Source organism: Paenibacillus sp. S150, assembly GCF_019352175.1.
Taxonomy (GTDB): domain Bacteria; phylum Bacillota; class Bacilli; order Paenibacillales; family Paenibacillaceae; genus Paenibacillus_AQ.
Genome location: NZ_JACBYI010000034.1, coordinates 49435 through 74737, shown reverse-complemented (window position 1 = coordinate 74737; position 25303 = coordinate 49435). Strand labels below are relative to the sequence as shown.

Annotated in this window: 19 protein-coding genes and 1 pseudogene; 4 read left to right on the top strand and 16 right to left on the bottom strand. The window is 55.6% G+C overall.

What is annotated here, in order from left to right; all coding sequences use genetic code 11:
- The 13 genes and pseudogenes from HYD27_RS23965 to HYD27_RS23905 all read right to left on the bottom strand — a co-directional run.
- Positions 1–215: hypothetical protein (locus tag HYD27_RS23965; protein ID WP_219219313.1), on the bottom strand; the 215-nt coding region annotated here is incomplete at its 3' end.
- Positions 184–348: a hypothetical protein gene (locus HYD27_RS23960; RefSeq protein ID WP_219219311.1), complete on the bottom strand. Its 165-nt coding sequence runs from the start codon at positions 346–348 to the stop codon at positions 184–186. The genes HYD27_RS23960 and HYD27_RS23965, both read right to left, overlap by 32 nt.
- A gap of 10 nt (positions 349–358) precedes the next feature.
- Entirely contained in the window at positions 359–1939 is a 1581-nt protein-coding gene (locus tag HYD27_RS23955) for a response regulator transcription factor (protein ID WP_228745283.1), read from the bottom strand.
- Positions 1929–3737: a cache domain-containing sensor histidine kinase gene (locus tag HYD27_RS23950; protein ID WP_219219309.1), complete on the bottom strand. Its 1809-nt coding sequence runs from the start codon at positions 3735–3737 to the stop codon at positions 1929–1931. Before HYD27_RS23950 ends, HYD27_RS23955 begins: the two co-directional genes overlap by 11 nt.
- A gap of 69 nt (positions 3738–3806) precedes the next feature.
- Complete coding sequence (locus tag HYD27_RS23945) at positions 3807–4637, bottom strand: carbohydrate ABC transporter permease (protein ID WP_219219307.1); 831 nt, start codon at positions 4635–4637, stop codon at positions 3807–3809.
- Positions 4638–4667: 30 nt separating this feature from the next.
- Complete coding sequence (locus HYD27_RS23940) at positions 4668–5543, bottom strand: carbohydrate ABC transporter permease (RefSeq protein WP_219219305.1); 876 nt, start codon at positions 5541–5543, stop codon at positions 4668–4670.
- A gap of 100 nt (positions 5544–5643) precedes the next feature.
- Positions 5644–6957 (bottom strand): extracellular solute-binding protein, encoded by a 1314-nt coding sequence (locus HYD27_RS23935; protein WP_228745282.1) that lies wholly within the window; start codon positions 6955–6957, stop codon positions 5644–5646.
- 838 nt (positions 6958–7795) lie between these two features.
- Positions 7796–8812, bottom strand: a complete 1017-nt coding sequence (locus tag HYD27_RS23930) for a glycoside hydrolase family 130 protein (RefSeq protein ID WP_219219303.1) — start codon at positions 8810–8812, stop codon at positions 7796–7798.
- 316 nt (positions 8813–9128) lie between these two features.
- The gene (locus tag HYD27_RS23925) at positions 9129–10145 is read right to left on the bottom strand and encodes a sugar kinase (protein WP_219219301.1); all 1017 of its coding nucleotides are present in this window, start codon (positions 10143–10145) and stop codon (positions 9129–9131) included.
- A complete protein-coding gene (gene dagF / locus HYD27_RS23920) occupies positions 10138–10893 on the bottom strand; it encodes a 2-dehydro-3-deoxy-phosphogluconate aldolase (RefSeq protein ID WP_219219298.1) in 756 nt (251 codons plus the stop codon). The genes HYD27_RS23925 and dagF overlap by 8 nt, the downstream gene beginning before the upstream one ends.
- Positions 10886–11998, bottom strand: a complete 1113-nt coding sequence (locus HYD27_RS23915; RefSeq protein ID WP_219219296.1) for a DgaE family pyridoxal phosphate-dependent ammonia lyase — start codon at positions 11996–11998, stop codon at positions 10886–10888. Before HYD27_RS23915 ends, dagF begins: the two co-directional genes overlap by 8 nt.
- Positions 11952–13090, bottom strand: a pseudogene (locus tag HYD27_RS23910) (amidohydrolase/deacetylase family metallohydrolase). Before HYD27_RS23910 ends, HYD27_RS23915 begins: the two are co-directional and overlap by 47 nt.
- Before the next feature lie 1144 nt (positions 13091–14234).
- Positions 14235–15614 (bottom strand): polysaccharide deacetylase family protein, encoded by a 1380-nt coding sequence (locus HYD27_RS23905; RefSeq protein WP_219219294.1) that lies wholly within the window; start codon positions 15612–15614, stop codon positions 14235–14237.
- 241 nt (positions 15615–15855) lie between these two features.
- On the opposite strand from HYD27_RS23905, the gene HYD27_RS23900 reads away from it, so the two are divergent.
- A complete protein-coding gene (locus HYD27_RS23900) occupies positions 15856–17055 on the top strand; it encodes an AI-2E family transporter (RefSeq protein ID WP_219219293.1) in 1200 nt (399 codons plus the stop codon).
- On the opposite strand, the gene HYD27_RS23895 is transcribed toward HYD27_RS23900, so the two are convergent.
- From HYD27_RS23895 to HYD27_RS23885, 3 genes are all read right to left on the bottom strand, one after another.
- A complete protein-coding gene (locus HYD27_RS23895; RefSeq protein WP_228745281.1) occupies positions 17016–18815 on the bottom strand; it encodes a peptidoglycan D,D-transpeptidase FtsI family protein in 1800 nt (599 codons plus the stop codon). The genes HYD27_RS23900 and HYD27_RS23895 overlap by 40 nt on opposite strands.
- A 380-nt stretch (positions 18816–19195) precedes the next feature.
- A complete protein-coding gene (locus HYD27_RS23890) occupies positions 19196–21262 on the bottom strand; it encodes a methyl-accepting chemotaxis protein (protein ID WP_219219289.1) in 2067 nt (688 codons plus the stop codon).
- Positions 21263–21333: 71 nt separating this feature from the next.
- The gene (locus tag HYD27_RS23885; protein ID WP_219219287.1) at positions 21334–21483 is read right to left on the bottom strand and encodes an acetylxylan esterase; all 150 of its coding nucleotides are present in this window, start codon (positions 21481–21483) and stop codon (positions 21334–21336) included.
- A gap of 360 nt (positions 21484–21843) precedes the next feature.
- Between HYD27_RS23885 and HYD27_RS23880 the strand changes: the two genes are divergently transcribed.
- From HYD27_RS23880 to HYD27_RS23870, 3 genes are read left to right on the top strand one after another with little or no spacing between them, the layout of a single operon-like run.
- Positions 21844–22800, top strand: a complete 957-nt coding sequence (locus HYD27_RS23880) for a glycoside hydrolase family 113 (protein ID WP_219219285.1) — start codon at positions 21844–21846, stop codon at positions 22798–22800.
- A 17-nt stretch (positions 22801–22817) separates the two neighbouring features.
- Positions 22818–24047, top strand: coding sequence for an AGE family epimerase/isomerase (locus tag HYD27_RS23875; protein ID WP_219219283.1), 1230 nt, complete (start codon positions 22818–22820; stop codon positions 24045–24047).
- A complete protein-coding gene (locus HYD27_RS23870; RefSeq protein WP_219219280.1) occupies positions 24047–25222 on the top strand; it encodes a glycoside hydrolase family 130 protein in 1176 nt (391 codons plus the stop codon). Before HYD27_RS23875 ends, HYD27_RS23870 begins: the two co-directional genes overlap by 1 nt.
- Positions 25223–25303 lie beyond the last annotated feature (81 nt).

Below are 25303 nucleotides of genomic sequence, written 5' to 3'. Positions count from 1 at the left end.
AATAACGGCATTTCTGCCGTTATTTCCTGCTCACCCGGGCCAGCGGCGCTCAATAACGGCATTTCTGCCGTTATTTCCTGCCCACCAGGCCAGCGGCGCTCCAATAACGGCATTTCTGCCGTTATTTCCTGCCCACCGGGCCAGCGGCACTCCAATAACGGCATTTCTGCCGTTATTTCCTGCTCACCCGGGCCAGCGGCGCTCAATAACGGCATTTCTGCCGTTATTTCCTGCCCACCAGGCCAGCGGCGCTCCAATAACGGCATTTCTGCCGTTATTTACTGGGCGTTCTGCCGTTACTCCAGCCCGGAAAGCCTTCGGCCCTACAAGTCCTTGCCTGCCCGGCAAGCCTTCCCCCCTACAGGTCCTTGCTTGCCCGCAAGCCCCTATACTCCTTCGGGGTCATGCCCGTATAGGACTTGAACACGGTCACGAAGTATTTGTATTCCTTGTAGCCCACCTTGTCGGCAATTTCGAACACCTTGTCATGTGTGCTCGCAAGCAGCTCCTTGGCCTGCTCGATCCGCAGCTCATTCATATATTCCGTGAAGCCCTTGCCCGTGCTCTGCTTGAAAATGTAGCTGAAGTAGCTCGGCGTGATCTTCAGCCAGGCCGCCACCTCGGAGGCCTTCAGATCGGTGCGGTACTGCGCTTCAATGTAACGCTTGGCTTTTTCGACGATCCAGTAGGAGCGGTCCGTCCCGTTCTGCTCAATCAGCTCCAGCAGGTCGGCCATGTCCTTGCGGATCAGCGCCTCCAGGGCATCGTAAGAATTATACAGGTAGAGGTCAGGCGGCTGGCGGCCATAATCCATGCCGGTAATACCGCTCTTGCGCAGCCGCTGGCGCAGCAGGGCGAACAGCTCCTCATACACCGTCACGATTTCATGCAGCAAATACGACTCATGCTTGAAAAATTGCAGCAGCTCCGATACCAGGACACCGGTCTCCGCGGCATCCTGCTTGAATAGAGCCGCCACCAGGTTTTGCACCCTGTCGGCAATATCCAGTGCCGCCGGCTCCCGGGTACCGTTCCACTGCCGGATCACCTCTTCATCCAGCACCGGCGGGTGCTCCAATACGGAATAGCGCAGCAGCTCCGCGGCTTCCGCACAGCGGTCCGCCGTCTCTGCGGCATCCGCATAAGTCCGGGATGCCCCGCAATGCAGCTCCGCCCCGGGGACCAGCCCGGGGATGAAGCGGTCCAGCCATTCACGCCATTCCTGCGGCGCAAGCCGCCGGTCCGCCACCGCCAGCGTGATGAGCAGATTCTCATGGTCGAAGATAGAGACCAGCTTCAGGCCGGGAAGCGCAAGCCGCCCGTGAAGGCCGCCCAGCCACTCTTCCTGCAGCTGCTCATACTCCTCCTGCCCAAGCTCCGCATAGCGCTCGTGAAAATAACCGAGCTGTGTCGCCAGAATTCTGAATTGCGCTCCCTGGAGTGAAGACGGCGCCGCCTTGCGGTAGGCGATGCCGTGCCGGGCCATATTGGTCAGCCAGAGCTTGACTTCATCCTTGCCGCCCTCCTGCTTCTGGCGGCGGATATCCTCCGCCAGCTTGCCCACCACCCCGGTAAGCTCGTCCACATTAACCGGCTTCAGCAAATAATCGTTCACGCCGAGCCGGATCGCCTGACGCGCATAATCGAAATCCTCATATCCGCTGATGATCACCATCCGCACCTCCGGATACAGCTGCCCCACTTGCTCAGCCAGCTGCAGACCGTCCATGCCGTCCATCCGGATGTCCGACAGCAGAAAATCCACTTCGGTGCTGCCCATAACCCGCAGCGCTTCCCCGCCGTCATAGGCTTCGCCGATGACCTCTACCCCCAGCGCAGCCCAATCGATGGTCAAGCGAAGTCCCTTGCAAATGACCGGCTCATCATCGACAATCAGCATTTTAAGCCCTTTGGTGTCCATTCGTCCGTTATTGCTCATGATCTTCAGCCCCCTCGCTTTCGGCCCGCCGCAGCGGGAGAGTGACGCGGATTCCCGTGCCTTCGCCCGAAGTATGGATAATTTGCAGTCCGTAATCTTTTCCGAAGAAAATGGACAGCCGTTCATGAATGTTGTGCAGCGCCCCCTCATGGCCGCCTACGCGCTCTGAAGGCCTGTATTCCAGGTTAGCCGCAATTTCGCGCACCCGGTCCGGAGTCATGCCTTTTCCGTTGTCGGTCACATCAATCCTGATTTCCCCTCCGGCCGTATAGGCCTTCACCTCAATCCTGTGAACAGGCTTGCTCCGGTCCCAGGCGTGCTTGACCGCGTTCTCCACCAGAGGCTGGATGGTCGCCTTCAGCGTGACCGCCTCTTCAATACCCGGCTCCAGGTCCAGGGAATACGACAGCTTGTCGCCCAGCCGGTACTGCTGTAAATACAAATAAGCCTGCACGAAATCCATTTCCTTGCCCAGCGTTGTCTGGTAGCTGCCGTTATTGACGCTGGCGCGAAAGAACCTGGAGAGCATCTCAATCAGCTGACTGGACTGCTCCGCCTGCTCCAGACGGGCCGTCCAGCGGATCATATCCAGTGTATTGTACAGGAAATGGGGGTCCATCTGATTCTGCATCAGCTTCAGCTCCGACTCCCGCTCCCGCAGCTCCAGCTTATATTTATGGTCAATGAGCTGCTGGATGGTCATGACCATCTCATTAAACTTGCTGTTCAGCTCAGCAATTTCATCCTGTGAGTTGACCGGCACCCTCGCGGTGAAGTCACCGCCGGCTACCCGGCCCGTCTCGATCTTCAGCCGCAGAATCGGACGGATAATGGTATAGTGGAATCCAAAAAGTGCGGTGAGCGCCAGCACCAGAATGGCAATCAGGATAATGGACATCACAACTTTGACGCTGCGGAATTCCTCCGCCATCTTCGCCTCCGAGATCATAATGACCACTTTCCAATCCGAATTTTCAATTTGGTTGTACATGGCGAGATACCGCTTGCCCGCTGCCGTATAGGTAGCCAGCTTGTCGCTGCCCGCCGTAAGCTCCTGCATCAGCGCTTGATCCGGAACATAGCCGTCCGGAAGGCGGTTGACCGATTCCAGGATCAGATCATTCGCTCCGCCGATCACGAACACGCTGCCGTAGCCTGCAGCCAGCACGCCTTTTTCAAGCTGGGAGGCAATATTCGCCTCATCTAGCCGGATGGTCAGCATGCCGAGCGGCTTCGTAATCTCGCTGAAGGAATTCAGAATGCGGATCATCGAGAGCACCCGGACCCGCCCGTTCCAAGAGCTGTTCAGCGGATAGCCTTCGGTCCAGAGAATTCCGCCTTTGCGGGACACCGCCTCTTGCTCCCATTTGCCTTCATCCCCGCTGAACGGCTCGCCCATCTCTATGGTATTGCCGTTATAGCCGGAGATTTCAATGGAGCGGATATAGCTTCTCGACATCAATTGAAAGGTCAGAAAGTCCTCAATGTTGCGTTTGTATACAGCCTTTTGTTCATTCTCAAGCGGCGGATAGGTGCGGAGAAAATTCCGCATGTCGGGACTCAGGATGAAATAATCGGCGATATCCTCCACCATTTTGGTCTGCTCGCCAAGCTGGCTGGTCACGTTGTCAAGGTTGCGGCGGGTCGAGCTGATGAACTGCTCACGCAGCACCTTGTTGTATTTATATTGCACAATGACCCCGACTCCAATGGTCGGCAGAATGACAAAGAGCAGAAATATCACCATCGCCTTGCGCTTCAAGCCGAAGCTGCCGGGCTTTTTCCAGCGTATTTTCATCCTTCAGACTCCTTTTTCCTCACCGCCTGCTTCTTGCAGCTGTTCCGCCAATTGCTGGCGGCCCCGGACTCAGCCCTTGACGGCTCCGGCGGTCATCCCGGTTACCAGCTGCTTCTGCAGCAGCAGATAGAAGATCAGTATGGGAACGAGCGCAATGGTCAGCGCCGACATCTGCAGCGTATAGCTCGCCGTCTCCACGCCGACAAAGTTCGCCAGACCCAGAGGAAGCGTCTTGAGCGAATTGGAGGTGATCAGTACGAGCGCAAATAAATACTCGTTCCAGTTATAAATAAAGTTGAGAATCACGACTGTGGCCATGGCCGGACGGGTGATAGGCAGAATAATGGACCAGAAGATGCGGAACACGCCCGCTCCGTCCATAATGCCCGATTCCTCCAGATCCTTGGGAAAGCCCCGCATAAAGCCCTCCAGGATGAACACCGTCAGCGACAGGTGAAACGCCGTATAAGGCAGAATCAGCGATAAGTACGTATCGATCAGGCTCAATTTTTGCATAATCAGAAAGATCGGGATGAGTGTGGCATGAATCGGCACCAGCATCCCCAAGAGAAACAGCGCATACGTGAACCCGCGGAGCTTGAAGGTGAACCGGGCGAGAAAATAGGCGGCAAGCGAGCCCAGCAGCACGGTCACGACCAGCGACACGAACGTAATCAGCAGACTGTTCAAAAAGTATATATTCATATTGGCGATTTCCCAAGCTTTGGTGTAGTTCGAGAAATGCAGCGTGGTCGGGAAGGAAAACGGATTCGCCGCATATTCCTGCTCTTCCTTGAACGAGTTGATGATCATCCAGAAAATCGGAATTATATTCATAATAGCGAACAGACTTAAAAAAGTGTAGGCAAAGAACTTGAACAACGGTGTTTTTTTATGCATAGCTGCTTCCTCCCTTCTCTAAAATGTTCATCAGGCGTCCTTCTCCCGGCCAATCCGGTTGACGATGGAAATCACGATCAGACTGAACAGCAGAATCAGAATGGATACCGCACTGCCGTAGCCGTAGCGCAAATTCATGAACGCGCTGTTGTACATATAGAGCGTCATGACTTCCGTCTGATGCGCCGGGCCGCCCCCGGTCAGCACCTGAATCAGATCAAACACGCGGAAGGAGTTGCTGATGCTGTATACCACCGCGACCATAATCGTGCTGCGGAGCATCGGAATGGTGATGTGCAGCGTGCGCCGGAAGCCAGTTGCGCCGTCCAGCTCGGCGGCTTCATTGACTTCATCCGGGATACTCTGCAGGGCGGCGAGGAAAATAACCATATACAGCCCGCAGTTCTGCCAAATATACGCCACACTGATGGACAGCATCGACCACTTCATGTCGCCCAGCCAGTTCTGCTGCCAGCTCTCCAGTCCGAAGAAGGCCAGCATGCTGTTCAGCATCCCGTATTCCGTGTTATAAATCATGCCCCAAATTAAGGAAACCATGACGGAGGAAATAACGACGGGCATGAACCCTACGGTGCGGAAGAAGCCCGAGCCCTTCAGTCCCTTGTTCAGCAGCATGGCCATAATCAGGCCCAGCGGAATTTGGCCGACCAGACCGGTCAGCATAATCACAACGTTATTCTGTACAGACAGCCAAAACGTATCATCGGTGAGAATGCGGGAATAGTTGTCCAGGCCGATAAAAGTCATCTTGCCGATCCCGTTCCAGTCCATCACCGAGTAGTAGAGCGAAATGCCGATCGGTATGATTGCAATTCCAAGATAGATGACCAGCGCCGGAAATAATCCGATAAAGATTGCCAGTTTATTTTGCTTAAGCGTATGCACAGGGCATCCCCCTTCCAGTTGAATCCTCTTCTGCTTATGAAATGGAGAAACGGCTGCGCCTGATTGTGCAAACGGCGGTATCCGTTTCTCCGTATAAGTCCTAGTTCATTTGGTCAAAAGCTTCCTGCGCATCCTTGGCGACCTCTTCCGGCGTGCCGCGTCCGACGGTGAGCGCCTGTATACCGTTCTGCACAACGTCAACCACTTGTGTCGGAACAATGCTGTCAAATACAGGTGCTGTGCCGTTGCTGGTCAGCTCCAGCATTTCTTTCAGATACGGGCTGGCGTCCTCGGGGACTTCCACAGTAGCCGGAACTACAACCCCGTTGCGGATCAGTTCCTTGTACAGGTCCTCGCTGACAAAATACTTCAGGAATTCCTCGGCTGCCGCCTTGGTTTTCTCGTCCAGTCCGCTCTTGATGGCGATGCCGTACTGCACCACGCCCGCGCTTTTCACCGGATCGCCTTTGCCGCCGTCCACGCTTGGGAAAAGGGCAATGCCAAACTTGTCGCCTTCATCATTGTTGATCCGGATTCTCGCGTCTACTGTCGAGGAAGAGATATGCATGGCTGCTTTTCCCTGAATGAAATAATCCTGTCCCTGCACGGAATCCATATTGTTGGCATCGGTATTGAACGCATCCAGCTTGGTCAGCTCATCGATGACCGAAATCGCTTGGACAAAATCAGGGTCCGTAAACTTCGCTTCCTTATTCATCACCTTGGTGAGGAAATCACTGCCGGTAAAGCGGTCCCCGATGATGGACAGGTAGGACGACTGCAGCGGCCATTGCTCCTTGTTGCCCAGAGAGATCGGCGTAATTCCCGCCGCTTTCAGCTTTTTAACCGCGTCGATGAACTTATCGTAGGTGTCCGGAAACTCCGTATAGCCCACCTGGGTGAACATATCCTTGTTGTAATAGATGATGTCTACAAAGGTTTGTTTGGTCGGGATGGCATACTGCTGGCCGCCGATATTGAACCCGGCAAGGGCGCTCTCCGGCAAAATCGTCTTCCAGTTGTCCATCAGACTGTCGATCGGCTCAACCAGACTCCCCTCCACCAGCGGCTCCAGATCGGCTCCGGGCCAAACGACATTGATATCCGCCAGATTGTTGGCGGCTGCCAGGGTGCGCAGCTTGGTTTTATATTGCGCGGAAGGCACTCCGTCCTGCTTGATGACGATATTGGGGTGTTCCGCCTCAAATTTGGCGATCCGTGCCTTGTATACATCGTTGTCCACATTGGGCGATGTCCAGGGATGCATCATGTTCAGGGTGACGGTTTCTTCGGTATCCCCGCTTCCGCCGGCACTGTCCGAGCTGTTGCTGTTGCCGCATGCCGCTGTGAACAAGGCCAGCATGCCCGCCATACCAAGCAAAGCCGCTTTTTTTGTCTTTTTCATTGTCACCATAATCAACCCTCTTCCTATATATTAGTGTCTGCTGTTCCCGCATCTCAGATTCCCGTTTGCGCGGTTGCCTGAGCTGTTACATTAATTATAGAAGCTATCGGCTGCCGCCTATATCCCACAAATGTTAGATTATATCCGTTATTCTTCAGCTGATTTGCAAAAAAGAGTGAAAAAACTGTTGAAAACCCTGAAAACAAGTCATGTTATATTACACTAAATGTAATGTAAATAGCAATCCTTCTTCTTAATTTTCTCAGTAAACGCTTCCAATGCAAGGATTAGGCTAACCGCCTGAACACCATCAAGCGGTTAGCGGTTAGCCGTTAGAAGTGTGGTGATTTTGTCGTGGCCTACGGCCTGGTAGGGGTTTCCACTCGCTGTTGTATATGAGTTGAACTGGAGAACCTGAACAAGCTGATGGAACGCAAGGAGGTTCATAGAGAACGGAAGCGAAGCGGAAAAAGTAACCCTAATGGGCTGGAATTCTGGCTTGAACGGGCTTTAGCGGGATTTTGTACACTTCATGGAGGCCCGCTCCCCCCATCCGGCTGATTTCAGCCGGATTAGCTGTACTTTTTCCCACTAGGGATGATCCAGGATCCGAATGCATTGGATTAGTTATACTTTTTTCCCACTAAGGCTGGCTGCCCTTTTTATTATTGTTTCAAGTTCAGCTTTTATAGCCGGATTTTTTGATTTTGCAACCCCCTGTGTGGGGAAAATCCGGCTGCAAAGGCGGCCGCTATCGCTGTTTGGGCTCCCTGTCGGCTCTCCGGCCACTTTTTCACCGCGCTTTTAGGGATTGCAGCTATATATGCATCCCGTTTTAATTCACCTGTTACCGTACCGTCTGCCCCAGCAGATGCTCCAGCATTTCGGAGAGCGGAACCGTTGCCAGCGCGATAGCCGTATCGGTTACGCCATAGTAGATATGCAGAATTCCTTCATCCAGCACACAGCCGGTCGGAAAAATAACATTGGGAATCTGATAGCCGAATTTTTCATAATACGTCTCCGGCTCCATGATAAAGTCCTTCGTTCTGGCGATCACCTTGGACGGGTCCTCCAAATCGAGCAGCATCGCGCCCAGGCGGTACACTGTATCGCTGTCCACGCCGTGGTACAGCAGCAGCCAGCCGTGCTCTGTGCGGATGGGCGGAGTGGAGGCGCCGATCTTTTTACTTTCCCAGCCGTTTTCCGCTTTGGCGAGCAGACTGGGGGCTTCCCAGCTCTTCAGATCCTCCGAATACGAAATCCAAATCGCCGCCTGCTCCGTCCCGTACGCTTCGCCGATATATTCCTCCGGTCTGCGCAGCAGCGCGTATTTGCCGCCGATCTTCTCCGGGAACAGCATATTGTTGCGGTCATTGATCTCAAGCGGTGTTGTAGTGCTTACATATTCCCAGTCCGTCAAATTGCGGGAGGACATCAGAATGGAGCGGGTCAGCCAGTGGCCTTCCTCTTCCCCCCAGCCGCCGGGATATTCAGGTATGGAACGCTCCGGAATGCCGGTTCCGGTCGGGTAATAATTCATCGCACAGGGGCGGAGCGCAAAGCTCATATAAAACAGGTCCCCGATCTTCACTATTCTCGGGTCCTGCACACTCCCGTAGGGAAAGCCGAGCATATCGGGCGTAACCACCGGCTCATCCTTCACATGGGTGAAATGCACACCGTCTTCGCTTTCCAGCAGGCCCAGAAAGTTTTTGCACGGGGTCAGGGAGCCGGCTGTCCGTTCAATCATATAAAATTTCCCGTTATCCTTGATCACCGCCGGATTAAACACAGTCGCCAGCCGCCAGCCGTATTTGCCCGGCACCACGATCGGATTCTCCGGATGTCTGTTGATTTTCATTGCTCTGCCTCCTCAGGTTAGCCTGTACTTTCATTGATTAACCCAATTATAGCCCGCCCCGCAGCGGCAAAATATCCTGCATAGTTTAGAAATCATCCGAATAATAGCGCCAATTTGCCCCGTTAAGCAATAGGCTTCACATGCAGCTGCACAAACCGGCAGAAACGGGGCATCCTTCGGGAAGCATATCCATTCTTATATTCATACAGAAAAGCAGCCCTCCGGCTGCTGGCCGGGCGGCTGCCCTCATCATTCTGCCTATAGCTCCCGTTCTGCTGTGCTTCAGTAATGCAGGTATTGCCTCTCCCATGCATCCTTAACGCTGCAAGTCGCCGCCGGGATTCATCAGCATCCGGAAAATATCCTGCTCGGAGGACATCGGTGTGTCCCCCACCACTGTATGCGCCAGGACACCGGCAGCGGCGGCGAAGGAAACGGTATGCTGCGGATCAAAACCCTCCAGCTCGCCGTGAATAATCCCGCTGGTGAAGGCATCCCCGGCTCCTACCCTGTCCAGGACCGCAAAGGTCAGGCGGTCCGAGAAGGAGAAGCTGCCTGCCTTGAAGATATACCCGCGCAGGGAGTGGCGGTTGTCCCCGTGAACCGTCCGCTGCGTTCCGGCGACCGTACAGAGACTATAGCGGGAAGCCACCGCAGGAATCAGCTCCTGCAGCTGCTCCTCCCGTTCCCCGCTTGCGGCATCCATGCCGAGGATGAACATGGCATCCTTCTCGTTCATAAGCACGATGTCAGCCAGCTGCAGCATCTCTTCATAATGCGGCTTCGCCAGCTCATAGCCGCCTTCCCCCCAGAGGGAAGGGCGGTAATTGCAGTCAAAGACCACGAGGCCTCCCCGGCGCTTGACCGCCTCGGCATAGCTTTTCATGGCCGCTCTGACACCGTCATTCATCGCCAGTGCAATGCCGCAGAAATGGGCGGCATCCGCCTTGCCCGCAAGCTCGGCAAACGGATAGGCACCCTGCGGAGCCGTATTGAAGCTGCTCTCCGCACGGTTCGTGTAGGTCACTCTGCCGGGTCTTGCCCCGAACCCGTCCTCCAGAAAATACATCCCGACATACTGTCCGCCGCGCTCAATATAACCGGAATTAATACCCAGCTTGCGCAGGCCGGCGATTGCGGCATCTCCCAGCGGCCCCTCGGGCAGCCTGGTCACCAGACTGCCCTGATGCCCGTACCGGGTCAGGGCGGACAGCACATTCACACCGCTTCCGGAGAAGGAGTATTTCAGCGTGCCGGCCTGCGCCAGCAGCTCATGTCCGGGAACCTGCAGCCGCATCATCACTTCGCCGAAGGCAGCGATTTGCTTAGACATAGCTGTCCGCCAGCCTTGTCATGATCCGGTACAGCTCCCGCACATCGGCAGGCCGCGTGAGTCCTGTATCCCGGTCAATAATGGATGTGTAGACATGGGGAATGACCTGGGGGACCCCCGCACCGAGCGCAATAGACAGGATAGCCCCGAAGTTATCCGGGTCAATGCCTCCTGTCGGCTCCAGTGCAAAGCTCTCCTCCGCGCAGGCTTCAGCCACCGCGCGCAGTTCCGCTTCCCTGCTCAGGCCCTGCATCGGGAAATACTTCAGCGCATTGCCGCCCATATCCCGGACCAGGGCGATTGCCGCCTTAACCGGAACAACCGCCCGCTGCGCCCCTGCCGCACTGGCCGGTCCTGTTGAGATATTCACATAGCCGGGCTGCCCTGCCGGGGAGACCAGGCTGTTGATCCAGCTGTCCTTCCCGCCCAGATTGGCGCGGGTGGCACCGACCGCGGGAAACACCTGATTGATGTGGCTTCCGCCATAGTGTCTGGCGATTTCCGCCACCACCGCAGCCTGGCGGTTGTCCCCGGCTCCCAGCCCGATGGATACCGCGCCGTCAATTTCCCGGCCGCAGGCTTCCATGGCCGCCACCGCTTCCTCCACCGTGGCGTAATCCTTGGAGAGCACGCCAACCAGCACATGCCCCCCGGCAGCCTCAAAGACCTCTTTGGCGTTCCCGATATCCCGGGCCAGTACATTCAGGGCGACACGGCCCTTGTAGAACCGTTTTGCAATATCAGACATTTGCTTCTCCTCCTGTCAATTGGCGTATTCTCGCCGCAATGATGTGAATGTCATCGCCCGTCAGCGGGCGCGGATCAATATCCAAATAACCTTGTCTTACGCCATAATCACGGGTATAAATGGCTATCTCGCCCTGCCGCAGCCCATCGGACAGCTCCTGCGCGGAAATTCCGGCCAGCGTCCGGTCCACCTGGATTCTTCCCCGGAAGATCGCCCGTCCCGCTTCATCCTGCTGGACCGATACCTGAATGCCGGGAAGCCCGTTCAGGGCCAGCAGGGTCTGCAGGGCGGCTTTTTCCTCCTGGCTGCGATCCCGTTTGACCGCATACTCATCCAGTGCCTGCAGCAGTCCGAACGTCGTTTCCTTGCCGACCTTCATACTGCGTCCGATGCCGTGAAGCTGCACCTTCAGCCACTCTATGTAGGTGCGCTTGCCCGCGACAATGCCGGAGGTCGGCCCTTCGATGGCTTTTGAACCGCTGTAAATGGCCAAATCGGACACCTGCACATACTTCTGCAGATTCTCTTCCGCCGCAGCATCCACTATCAGCGGAATGCCTGCCGCCTGGGCGGCCTCCCAGGCCTCTTCGACAGAAATCATATTCTTCTGCACGGCATGATGGGATTTCACATACAGAATGGCAGCCGTCCGGTCCGACACCGCAGCCCTGATATGCTCAGCCCGGCCTTCATTGGCATAACCGGCTTCCAGCAGTTCGCCCCCGCCCAGATAGATCATGGTTTCAACAGGCGCACCATACTGCACATTATGCCCCTTCAGCATAATAATCTCGTTCCTGTACAGCTTCTCCTGATGCAGGCGGAGGCTTGCGCGCTGCTCGCCGCGCGTCACAACCGCCGCTACCGCGAGCGCAATTCCGCTGGAGGCCGAATTGACAATTACCGCAGCTTCGGAGCCGATATGGCGTGCCGCATAATCCCCCGCCTTGTCCACCAGCTCGGCAATCTCCACATAGCGCTGCCCGCCCTGCTTCATCGCATCCATCACGGTATCCGCAGGGGCCGACACCCCGAGGATGCTCATGCGGCCGCTGGCATTAATGACCCGCTTCAGGCCGTATTTCGCATTCAATGAATCTGCCATCAACGAACACTCCCATCGCTTCAATAGTTTGCCGGCATTCCCGGCGGCTGCCCTCTGAATCCACCAGTTCAACCGTCTGGTCCTTCACACGGAATAACGTCAGATTCGCCTCGCCCCCGGTGCGGATTTCGCCCAGCTCCGGTCTGCCCAGCCAGTCTGCCGCACGTTCCGTCACCCAGCCCACCGTTTCCTCAAGAGAGTAGCCGAGCGCAAGAAATTTATTCAGCACATTCGCCAGGCTGAACACCGGACCGTTCAGGCGGTTGCCGCGGTAAATGTCGCTGCTGACGGTATCCGGCCGGATGCCGCTGCGCTTGGCCGCTTCCGCCACCGCGAAGGAAAAGCTGGCCGTCCCGTGGCCGACATCCAGGTGCACTCCGCGTAAGGCCGCTTCCTGCAAGACCTCTAGCGGCTGGCCTGCACGGTCGAACAGATTATTGCTTTTGCCGTTCAGATAATGGGTAATGATGTCCCGCCGGCGCAAGAGCGGAAGCACCTCACGGATATCCGGCGGACCCGAGCCGATGTGCACCATCAGCGGCAGGCCGGTTTCCTCCGATAGCCGCACAGCTATATGAAGCGGCTCAATGCCGCTCTCCTTCACCACGCTCCGGCTGATTCTCGCCTTCAGCCCTACGATGAATTCCGGATGCTTCGAGACAGCCAGCAGCACCCTTGCCCGGTTAATCCACTCCATATCGGACAGCTCATCAATCCGCTGCAGCCCGATATGCGAAATGTTGAGGAAGGCCAGCAGCCGGGTAGCTGCCCGCCGGCCCGATTCCGCAAGCTCCGTGATCCGGTCAGCCCCGCAGCTCCCGGCATCGACTATGGTCGCCACTCCCTGCTTCACGCCAATCTCATCGATCTCATCCCCGTAGGGCTCAAAAGCAGGAAAGGCATGCACATGCATATCGATCCAGCCGCTGGAGACATAGGAGTTTCCCATACCCTGCCGCCTGCTGCAGCTGCCGTGCCTGCAGGTGCCGTGCCTGCAGGTGCCATCTCCGCGATCCTGCCGTTCTCCACAACAATGTCCACTTCTTCGCCGTTCATCCGCCTCACCCGGCGGAGCAGCAATCGTCCTGTCATCGTCTTCATCACCTTTCGGTCCTGCTGTTTATGCCGCTCAGCGTATAAATTAATCATAGCCCGCCCCCGCTGAAAGAAATATCCCATAAAATTGCGATTATATCGTCAGAATCCAGATCATTAAAATTCGCTGAAATTGCAAAAAACCAACCTGGCGGACGAATCCTTTCCTCGCTTGGAGCTGCACCTGGCGGTGCTAAGGGTTGTACATTCCCTCCTTCTGCTATACAGCCGCTTCCGCCGAATTCCAAGGTGCTTTTGCCTCACTCCCCTATGCAGCCCGCTTTCCGCTGACTTCCAAGGTGCTTTTGCCTCTCGCTTCCGTATGCTGCCCATCTTCCGCTGATGTATAAAGATACTTTTCCACAAGGCGCAGCCTGGGGATTTCTCCACTCATTGCCTGCCGGCTGCGAGACGACTTGGTTATTCCCCGACCAGAGTCTCGGCAGCGGCTGGTTGAGCCTGGCTTGGCTAGTCACGCAATCAAGTGGAAACGGCTTCGCCGTCCTTATAAGGACGGTATCCGTTTCAGCGAGAAAGATAAGGTTAATTTATAGCGTGAAACATATAAATTCTTATCTTTTCAGAAAAACGGCTGCGCCATCCTTCACTGCACAGCGCAACCGTTTGGGCGTTCAGGTTCAAGGCAGCCCGGGATTTCCATTTCCCCCAGCCGGGTGAACCGGTGCTTTCCGCCGTCCCTACAGACCTCCTTGCTGCAACCCGATGGGTAAGCCCAAGTGGAAAAAGTAAACCTAAATCTCCCCGCCTTCCCTCTTCCGCCAGCGTTAGCGGGAAAAAGGATAACTAATCCATCCCTTTATCCCCCTTTCAGGGGAACAGGCCTAAATTAAATGTACTTTTTCCATCTATTCCCTATGGCGCAGGCTTTTCAGTTCATTTAGGTTTACTAATTCCACTTCACTCCATGCCGCTTTATCTTCCTGGCCCGGGCAGCGATCCCGGTTAGCCCCCTATTCAGCGCTTTCACCTGCAAAACATAGAACCCGCAGTTTCAGGAGCAGCATCCCCCTGTTGGGTAAATCGTCCTCCCTGATTATTAAAAAAAGCCCCCATGACCAATGAAGGCCGCGGGAGCTTAGCTTATAATTGCAGTTTGATTTTTTCATTTACCGGTTTAACGTCAATGCACGACCGTAGCTGCCGGAAGCTCGGCTTCCAGGGGCAATTCTTCTTCCCGCTTCCGCTCACGCGGCTTCACTTGCTTCTGCGGGCGCTGCTGATTCATCCGGTCAAGCAGCTGGGAAACGGGCATCAGCATCATTTTGGGAACCAGCACCTCGCTCCGTTCCTTCAGCCTTGCACCGCCTGCCGGATGGATGACACTCAGCAGAATACTGAGGTAAAACTTCGTCGACCGGGCGAACCAGCCCTTCGGCAGATCAAGCACCATGAACCCGAATTTCTCCGGCCCGCGGTTGATCATGCTGACGCCGTACAGCGCCTTGGCCTCGGCAAGATCCACATCTCCGGCAATCCGCTGGGCAAGCACCGGCATATCCTTCTCCATGCGGCGGATCATGCGGATCGCCAGCTGAGCCGAGGACCGGGAATGGATGCCAAGCTCGAACAGCTGCCGGTTGTCGATATGCAGCTCAATCACCTTGTCGCCTTTGCTTAATCGGTCCCCGCCTTCCATCATTACCGGTTCGCCCTGATATTTGCGTATGCGGTAATGGAGAAACGGATCTGCCGGTGAGATGGTCTTGAGCCGGAACAGCAGCTGGAAGACCTGTTCCCAGGCCAGCCACAGGCCTACAATCAGACGCTTGGCAAATGACAGCTTTTGAATCGGAGAATTCTGCATCTGCCTGATCATCTCGTCAACCCGGATGCTCCGCAGTCCGCGCCGTTCGGCCTCCTGAAGCATCCGCTCCAGAGCAACCAGCATATGCTCGGGCGCTTTCGGGTCCGCTCCGAGCGTGGTGCCGCAATCATGCAGCAGCAGCACTTCGCCCGGATTCAGCTTGGCAAGCAGCTTCTCCGTCAGCCGGTCTGCGCCAAGCTTTTCTTTCCAGTCACCGAACATCGCCGACCACAATACAATCTGCACTTGGCGGCGTTTGGAGAAGTCAAACAAGTTCACGATTCCCCAGGGCGGACGGTAATACGTGCTCCGTTCGCCTGTGATACTGTAAATAATATCGTCGGTACGCTGTATCTGGCGCTTCACGGTCGGCGGTCGCATCAGCCAGTTCGTCTTGTGCTCGTAATTGTGAATCCCGATCAGATGCCCCTCGTCGTGCATCCGCCTGATAATTTCCGGGTTCTGCTCCGCATGCGAGCCAACGACAAAAAAAGTGGCTTTGGCTCCATAGCGCTTCAGCAAATCCAGCAGAATCGGGGTATAGCGGCGGTCCGGCCCATCGTCAAAGGTCAGCGCGAACTCCGTCCGGCCGTTCCCCCTGCGAAAGACACGATATCCAAATATCCGGCTGATCATTCCAGGGATAAAGGCATAGAAGGATGAAATGTAAAATAGCCAGAGCAGCAAAGTCTGCATGTAAATTCCCCGCTTTTCCAGAGTTGACTTTGGCTCGCTTACGTCTGCAAGCAGATTCTGTGATACGGCCAAGTAGAATGAAATATGCCCCGCGGTTTTTACGCAGGCAGAGTCCCGCGAAAAAACGTTACCCCCTATTTTAACACAGGTATCAAAGAAAAAGACGTTTTTTTGTTAAATTCGTGTAAAATGAACTCAAGCCAAATTTGTAAAATTATCTAAAAAGGAGTCGTTTATATTTATGCTGCCACTGTACAAAAAATATTGGCGCACCTTCTTCGACGTCGGCTTGGTCCTGCTGACTGTGTATCTTGTGATGCTGGCTTTCAGTACGCTGTACCGTCTGGCCGCACCTGTATTCTTATCGTTTTTTGTATTCCTGCTGATCGAGCCGCTGGCCCGGCTTCTGAACCGCCGGGGAATGGCCAAGCCGTTCGCTTCCGCCATTTCGGTAATCCTGTTCCTGATTGTTCTGCTGGGCGTTTTGTTCGGTGCAGGTCTCCTTATTACGATGCAGGCGCTGCAGTTCCAGGATGACCTGCCCAGATATACATATATAGTCCAGCAGCAATTTGCAGAGACAACTGCTTATTTGCAGACCAGAATCGATGCCCTGCCGGCTGGGCTTACAGACAAGATCAACGGTTATTTCGCAGAAGCCACCAATGTGCTTTCCGGCTGGCTGGTGATCTTTCTTAAGTATATGATCGGAGCTCTCGGCTCCTTTTCATCATTTATGGCTAATTTTGGCATTGCGGTTATTCTGGCTTTTTTTCTCAGCATGGAGATCAAGGACTGGCGCAAAATTGCACGCGGCAAAATGCCCAGGACGTTCAGGACCGCATTCGCTTTTTTGCAGGGCAATGTGTTCAAGGCCATCGGCTCCTATCTAAAAGCACAGCTGATTCTGATCAGCATTACCTTCGTGATTGTGCTCATCGGCCTGTTCATTCTGGGCAGCGGAAATGCCATCACGATGGCGCTGGTCTGTGCCGTGTTCGATGTGCTGCCGCTGCTCGGCGTATCGACGATTCTGATTCCCTGGATTGTCTATCTGTTCATTGTCGGGAATACCCCGCTTGCCGTCGGACTGACCGTTCTGCTTGCGGTGGTGCTGATTGTGCGGCAGCTGCTGGAGCCCAAGATTACAGGGAATTCCATCGGCGTATCCTCAGCCTTTCTGATGCTCTCGTTCGTGATTCTGTCCAGCTCCGTCTTCGGCTTCGCCGGCTTGATTCTCTCGCCGGTCCTGCTCATACTGCTCAAGGAGCTGCTTCAGCAGGGCTATCTCCAGCGCTGGATTTTCCTGCCCCAGGAGGAGTTTATTGTGTCGCCGTTTGCTGCATCCGGCGAGCCTTCGGTACCGGGAGGAACAGCGCCTTCAGATGAATTCTCCGATGCTCAGGCACCGGAGGATTCGGACAGCAGCTCAAATATCTGACCGAACAGCCTGGTCGCGGTATGCTTGCTCCCCGGAGCCACATTCTCCACTGCAACAGATACCGCATATCGGGGATGGTCAACCGGTCCATAGCCGATGAACCATTGGTTATTCCGGGGCACGCCCTTCACCAGCGTCTGGGCGGTACCCGACTTGCCTGCCACGGGCCACTTCGCGCCAAGCAGGCTTTTGCCGGTTCCCTCCGTCACAACCTTGCGCAGCAGCGGCAGCAGCACCCGGGCTGTCGCCGGTGAGATTCTGCCCTGCGGAGCCGGGGCCAGATGCCCCGGCAGCTCCTTCAGCGTCTGTCCGTTGGCAAAAGCGACCCGCTGCAGAATACGCGGCGCCCGGACCTCGCCGCCATGCAGCAGCGTGACCAGCAGGTTCGCCGCCTGCAGCGGCGTGACCCTGACATCCCGCTGGCCGATCGCCGTCTGCACCCTGGCTCCGCCGTCATCCGGAAGCAGAGTGCTGAAGATCGTTCCCGGCTGCTCCCCGGACAGCGGCCGCAGCAGCGGCAGGCCAAGCGTGTTCTCCGCTTGCCAGCTGATGCCCCTGCCCAGCCCAAGCGCCAGCGCTGCGGACTGCAGCTGCGCGCCGCTCAGCCGTTCGGCCAGAGTGGCAAATACCGTATTGCAGGACACGGCGAACCCTTGCGCCATCGTAAGGGAGCCGTGTCCAGCGCCTTTCAGGCAGGACAGGCCGTATTTGCCGTAATGGCCGGAGCAGTGGAACTTCTCCTCCGGCGAGGTTACACCGGCCTCCAACGCCGCAGCGGCGGTCACCAGCTTGAAGATTGAACCCGGAACCGCCGCCTGGAGCGCCCGGTTGTTCCACTCCCCTCCCTCAGGCGAAATCTGCCCGGGATTATAGAACGGCAAGGACACCATTGCTTCAATATCCCCGCTTTGGGTGTCCAGAACAACAACCGCCCCCTCCTTGACTCCGGCCTTGACAGCCAGCTTCTCAATGCCTTCCTGAAGCTCCTTGTCAATGGTTGTATACAATGACAGCGGATAATACGGATTCCGCGGCGCCCGGACCTGAATTCCGCTGTCCGGAAGACGTTTGCCGCGCGCATCCACCTGGGCGAACACTTCAGTATGCCCCACACCCTGCAGCAGCGGCTCCAGCGTCTTCTCCAGCCCGTCGGTTCCCGTCAGGGGAATCCGCAGGCCGGTCGGCGATTTCTTCGTCTCCGCCGCCGAGGCCTCCGACAGGTATCCGAGCCACTGGCGGCCGGTCGCCTCCCCTTCATAACGGCGGGCAAAAGGCAGCGCCCGCACACCGTCGATGGCAAGCGCTTCCACCTCCTCTGCCTGTCCCGGCGTCAGCTCCAGCGGATTCCTGCCGCTGCCGGAAGGCCAGAGCAGCGGCTCCTTCAGCCCGCTGCGCCTTGCCTGAAGCTGCTCGTAGGTCACGCCCAGCACAGTGGCAAGACGCTGCAGCTGCGCCTTGCCCGCTGCGCTTCCCTCCTCCGCTTCCGCCGCCTCCTCCTGCGGAAACAACGCCGCCGTCCATACCGTTTCGCCGGCAAGAGGCCGGCCGCTGCGGTCGTACAGGCGGCCCCGCCCGCTGTCCAGCACCATCTCCCGCTCGCTCTGGACCGCAGCCATCTGGGCCATCGAATATTCCGCTCCCGGCACCTTGCGGTCCTTCAGCACCAGCTGCACCCATGCCAGCCTGACAACCAGCAGCGCCACCAGCACGCACAGGATAAGCGAGCCCCGAAATATACGTCTATGGTTAAGCTTGTGCAAAGCCATTCCTCCTGAAGTTTGGGATCATGGATTTATTATGCCCAGCTTGCGGATTTATTACCTCCGTCCAGCCGGACAGTTCAAGCTATCCCGCATAGCCCGCCATGCAAAATAACCCCACAAAGCGGGGCTTGGCTTCGATGATGACTCAGGTACTTTGCGGGGACCCCAATACATATAAATTCTTATCTTTCAAGCAGAAGCGGCTACGCCGTCCTTAAAGGAAGCATCGATACTATGTAACGCTTTCAGGTATGCGTTACAGCGAGAAATATAAGGATGATTTGTGATGTGAAACAATATATTCCTTATCTTTCAAAAGCAAACCAGCCGCTCCTTCCTAAGGAAAGAAACGGCTGGATTATGTTTTTTGGATGGAATTATACGCTGAACTTCGAGAGTCTTTCCTTCAGCATGACGGATGCATGCTCCAGCTTGCCGGAGAGGTCCACGAGATATTCGCTGACATTTTGCTGCTCTCCGCTGAGGGAGGCCACTTCCTGTGAAGCTGCCGAGGATTGCTCGGCAAAGGAGCTGACGTTGTTTATCGCATCCGCCAGCACATGCTGGGATTGGCTCAGCCCGTCAATTGAGGCTCCCACGGAATCCAGGCGGGTAATGAAGTGGTTCATCTGGCCCTGAACGGTTACAAAGATATCGCTCGTATTCTGCACTGAAGCGATCTGCTCGCCGAACAGCGGCGCCACCTCAGACAATGCAGCAACAGTCTCATGCATATCCGTCATAATCCGGCCGGTAATTTCCGCCACCATGGCAATCGAGCGTTTGGACTGCTCGGACAGCTGGCGGATTTCACCGGCCACAACCGTGAAGCCTCTGCCCGCTTCACCTGCGCGCGCCGCTTCAATCGAGGCGTTCAGCGACAGGATATTGGTCTGCTGCGTAATGCTCTGCATAACCTCCAGTACTTTGATTACCGAAGAAGCCGTATCTTTCAGTTCGTTGACCTTCATCACGAGGTTATCGGTCATACCGCCTGTCTTATGCGTTCTGTCCAGCAGCTCCTGCAGCTTCACGACGCCTTCCCGGCTGGATTGTCCCACACCATGCGCCGTGCGCTCCATCTCATGGGCAGCGGAGATCACCATGTCCATCCGCTCGGAAATCTGCGCGGTCATCTCGCTGCCGCGATCCGCCTCCAGCGCAAGACTTCCCGCACCTCCGGCAATCTCCTCGGTTGCGGCAGCAATATCCTTCGCCGAAGCAGCCGTTTTGCGTGAAGCGCTGCCGAGTGCATCCGCTGTTTCCAATACTTCCCGCGCCGTCTCATTGGTATGAACCACCAGCTCCGTGATCCGCTCCATCATCAGGTTGAAGGAGGCGGACAGCTGGCCGATTTCATCGCTTGATGCCACCTTCGTCCGCACCCGCAGATCGCCTTCCGCTCCCTTGAACATCAGGTCTTTGAGCTTGGACAGCGGACGGGATACCATTCGTACCATCCACAATCCGATCAGAACCGCAAGGACGGCAGCGGCAGCGACAGCTATGTAAGTCGTGCTTAGAATGCGGTGTGCATCCTTTACCAGATTCTCCGAAGGCACAACCCCCAGCACTCTCCAGCCTGAGCTCTGCAAGGTGCCGTATACCGCGAGAATGGATTTGCCTTTCTCATCTTTGGTTGGCAAAGAACCCGAGGCCTCGGTCAACCCGTTGAACAGAGTTCCGCCCAAGCGCAGATATGAATCCGCCTGCAGCCGGGAGGAGGCAATCAGCTCGTCTCTGCCCGTCAGAAGCTCAACGTAGGAATCCATCCCGAGGCTGACCTGGCCCAGGTGGCTCTCCAGTTCTTCCGTGCCGATATCGCAGACAGCGATATAGCCTGTCCCCCCGGAATCATCCGTCATGGATTTGGCTAAACGGAACACGCCTGAAGTATCCCCCTCCTTCAAGCCTTGCGTAATCCACAAGCTCTGCGGCTTCTCCTCCAGCTGCTTGAACCACGAAGACTCCCTGATCCCTTCCATAAAAACGCTATCTTTTGTTCCCGTAGCAGAGACAGGGAGTTCTTCATTCAGCGGGACCAGATATACGCCCTGCACTCCCTTGACGGAGGCGAGCCACCGGTCCAATTCACTGTTGATCACTTCCGTCTGCGTCTGACGCTCAGCGCTGCTGGCTGCGGGAATGCTTCCCTGACTGACTGCTGCCTGAATATCCCTGTTGTAAAACAGCTGACCCAGGCTGTCTTCAAAACTCAGCAGAATAACGTCCAGCTTCTCTGCGGTTTGTTCGACCGTCTGCTGATTGGATGACAAAGCGTTGTTCTCAATGGTTTGCCTGGCGACGGAGTACGAGGTATACCCAAGGGACAGTACAATCCCCATCGTCGCGATAAAAAACACAAGAAAGAGCCGTACCCCGAGCGACTTGGAGGGGTACAGCCGGGTAAGAAACGTTCTCTTGCCTGCTGCTGGTCTGCTCAAAAAAATCACCGCCGGATCTACAATATTCTTGAACGGCTTCCCGTTGCAAGGTCATGAACATCTGTAGCATCCTATCTCATATAACCGAAAAGATATGGAAGACACTCATCACCATATCCATGATATACCATTAGTTCTTTTGTCGCTGTGATTTTGTTGTATACAGCGAATGGTGTCGAAGGCGGACCCGTCGTATCTGCCAGTCCGGTCACCGGCAGCACTGTGGCCTTGAAATAACCTCACAAAGCGGGGCCTTGGCTTCGATGATGACTCAGGTACTTTGCGGGGACCCCAAAACATATAAATTCTTTTCTAAAAAATGCGCGCCCCATCTTTCGCCGGATTGCGTTTGATTTTTCTGGTTGTCACTGTGCCATTAGAAGGGATTGTCATTTACTGCCGGTCTATTTAGAGTCTCCGATGGCCGTGCCCATTTTCCGCTTGAAATCATCTCCAAAAAGGGTTATAACTTAACTGTATATTGTTATTATTTAATAACAAAATAACAATAACAATATAACTAAATAACAAAATATTTCCGATCCCTTATTCTACTATTTTGACAAAGCGAGGTTGTTGAGATGTCACTGCAGAATGAATATGTCGGAGGCGTTACCTGGGGATTCATGGGCAGACGCGGAACCTGGGCAAATGAACATGCTCACGCTTCAATGGAGCTGATGAAAACGGTCACCGGGGCAAACTGGACAGCGATTGCATTCAGTGCGGTTCAGGCCGCTCCGCAATCTACGGAAATTCCTTACCGGGAGAAGCCAACGGTTACCGACGGCGAGGTTCTATGGGCAATCCGCACCGCAAAGTCCCTCGGACTCAAGGTATGCCTGAAGCCGATTGTGAATTGTGCAGACGGCACCTGGCGGGCGCATATTAACTTCTTCGACAAGGATGTCCCATGCGAGCCCAAATGGTCGGATTGGTTCCGCTCCTACACTGCCTTTATTCTGCATTATGCCGCGATTGCCGAAGAAAGCGGCTGCGAAATGTTCTGCATCGGCTGCGAGCTGGTCATGGCGGACAGACGCGCAGCGGAGTGGCGGGCATTGATTGCAGAAGTCCGCAAGGTGTACAGCGGAATCCTTACCTATAATTGCGACAAGTATCAAGAGGACAATGTGACCTGGTGGGATGCCCTTGATGTTATTTCCTCCAGCGGCTATTACCCTGAGCAGGACTGGGAAGCCCAGCTTGACCGGATCGAAGCCGTGGTGAAGCGCTCCGGCAAGCCCTTCTTCTTCATGGAAGCAGGCTGTCCGAGCCGCACCGGCAGCGCAGCCATCCCGAACGACTGGTCCCTGAAGGGCGAGCCGAGCGAGGAGGAGCAAAAGCGCTTTTACGAGGCGATGTTCACCAGCTGCGAAGGCCGGGAATGGGTCCGGGGCTTCATGCTCTGGGATTGGCCGGCACAGCTCTACCCGCTGGAAACAGCGGCAGAGAATGACGACTACTGCATGTACGGCAAATCAGCCGCAGGCGTCATTCACGAGTACTACAGCTCCAGGACCAATAAACCTTATTAAGGAGTGGACAGAACAAAATGGGCATTTCAACTGAAGGATGGCTTACACGTATTGAGGATGAGCTGAAGGACAACATTCTGGGCTTTTGGATGGAACACACACTGGATAAGGCGAATGGCGGCTTTGTCGGCGAGATCGATAACCGGATGAATGTTGTAGCAGGCGCGGAGAAAAGCCTCGTCCTGAATGCGCGGATTCTCTGGACATTTGCGAGCGCTTACCGGATCTATGGAACCGCAGAATATTTAGCTATGGCTGAACGGGCCTACGACTACCTGACCCGGTATTTTACCGATGAAGAATACGGGGGCTTCTTCTGGATGGTGGATGAGCACGGGGTTCCTTCACAGCCCAAAAAACAAATCTACGGCCTGGCTTTTGCCATCTATGCGCTGGCTGAATTCCATCATGCTACCGGGCGCAGCGATGCCCTCCGGCAAGCCATTGATCTGTTCCGTGCCGTAGAGAAATACGGATATGATCCCTTGAATAAGGGCTACATCGAAGCCTTGTCGCGTGAATGGCAGATGACGGATAACTTAAGCCTCAGCTCCAAGGATATGAATGAGAAGAAGTCCATGAACACTCATTTGCATGTGCTGGAAGGCTACACCGGCCTGTACCGGGTATGGAAGTCGGATGAGCTGGGAGCCAGTCTGGCCGAGCTGATTGAAACGATGCTGGAACATATCGTGGATGCGGACGGCAGGCATTTCCACCTGTTCCTGGACGACGAGTGGCATGTGAAATCGGAGAGCATCTCGTTTGGACATGACATCGAAGGCAGCTGGCTGCTGGTTGAAGCCGCAGAGGTGCTTGGAGACGAAGCGCTGCTTCAGCGCGTACGCAAGGTAGCCCTGTCCATGGCCGAAGCCGTACTGGCTGAGGGCATGGATGAGGACGGCGGAATCTGGAACGAAGCGGACCTTAGCGGTTTCATCGACAAGTCCCATGAGTCCAGAGACTGGTGGCCGCAGGCTGAAGCCATGGTCGGCTTCTACAATGCGTATCAGCTGACCGGTGATCCGCGCTTCCTGCAAGCTGCTGAGAACTCTTGGACATTTACAGACAAATATATTATTGACCATAAGCTGGGCGAATGGTATTGGGGTGTTGATGAAGCCCTGCAGCCGCTGGCCCGCGCACCGAAGGTCAGCGCATGGAAATGCCCTTATCACAACAGCAGAGCCTGTTTTGAAATGATCGGGCGGCTTGCCGCTACTTCCCCAATAAAGGAGAGCAAATAATGACTGCATTATTTCAAGAACGCAAGCAGCAGCTGACTGAACGCTATGAAGCTCTGATTGGCCGCAAAAATGAGAAGATGCCTTACGGCAACGGAATCTATGACCGTTACCTGTATCCGCTGCTCACCGCCGGGCACGCACCGCTGATCTGGCGTTACGATTTCAATCCTGAGACCAATCCTTACTTCGCGGAAAGGATCGGGGTTAACGGCATCTTTAACCCCGGTGCAATCGAGCTGGACGGCAAATTCTATATTGTTGCCCGCGTAGAAGGCAATGACCGCAAATCCTTCTTCGCGGTTGCCGAGAGCAGCAGCGGTGTGGACGGTTTCCGCTTTTGGGATCACCCTGTGGTGCTTCCTGAAACCGGGGACCCGGACATCAACGTCTATGACATGCGCCTCGTGAAGCATGCGGATGGCTGGATCTACGGCCTGTTCTGCACCGAACGCAAAGACCCGGACGCCGCCCATGGCGATCTGTCCAGCGCGGTTGCCCAGTGCGGCATTACCCGCACCAGGGATCTTAAGACCTGGGAACGTCTTGCTGACCTGAAGACCGGCTCCGCCCAGCAGCGCAATGTTGTGCTGCATCCCGAGTTTGTAGACGGCAAGTATGCCTTCTACACCCGGCCGCAGGATGGCTTCATCGACGCCGGCTCCGGCGGAGGCATTGGCTGGGGACTGTCTGATACGATCGAAAATGCTGTAATCACCAGCGAATCCATCATGGACCAGCGCTACTACCACACCATCAAAGAAGTGAAGAACGGCCAAGGCCCGGCTCCCGTCAAAACCGCGCGCGGCTGGCTGCACATTGCCCACGGCGTCCGCAACACAGCTGCAGGACTGCGCTATGTGCTGTATGCCTTCCTGTCCGATCTGGAAGAGCCTAGCCGTGTAACGCATGCACCCGGCGGACACTTCATTGCTCCGGATGGCGAAGAGCGTGTCGGCGATGTATCCAACGTTGTATTCTGCAACGGTGTGATTGCACGTGACAACGGAGACATCTACATTTATTACGCCTCCTCCGACACCCGCATCCATGTAGCCACCACGACGGTAGACCGGATGCTGGATTATGTGCTGAACACACCTGAAGACCCGCTTCGCTCCTATGCATGCGTGCAGCAGCGGATTGCCTTGATTGACCGGAACCTGCAGGTGAAGTAGTTAAGGCAGAGAGCAGGCAGAATTGAAAGACCGGCCCTCGTGGATGTTCCCCGGGGGCCGCCTGCCGAAGCGCTAGCTGTA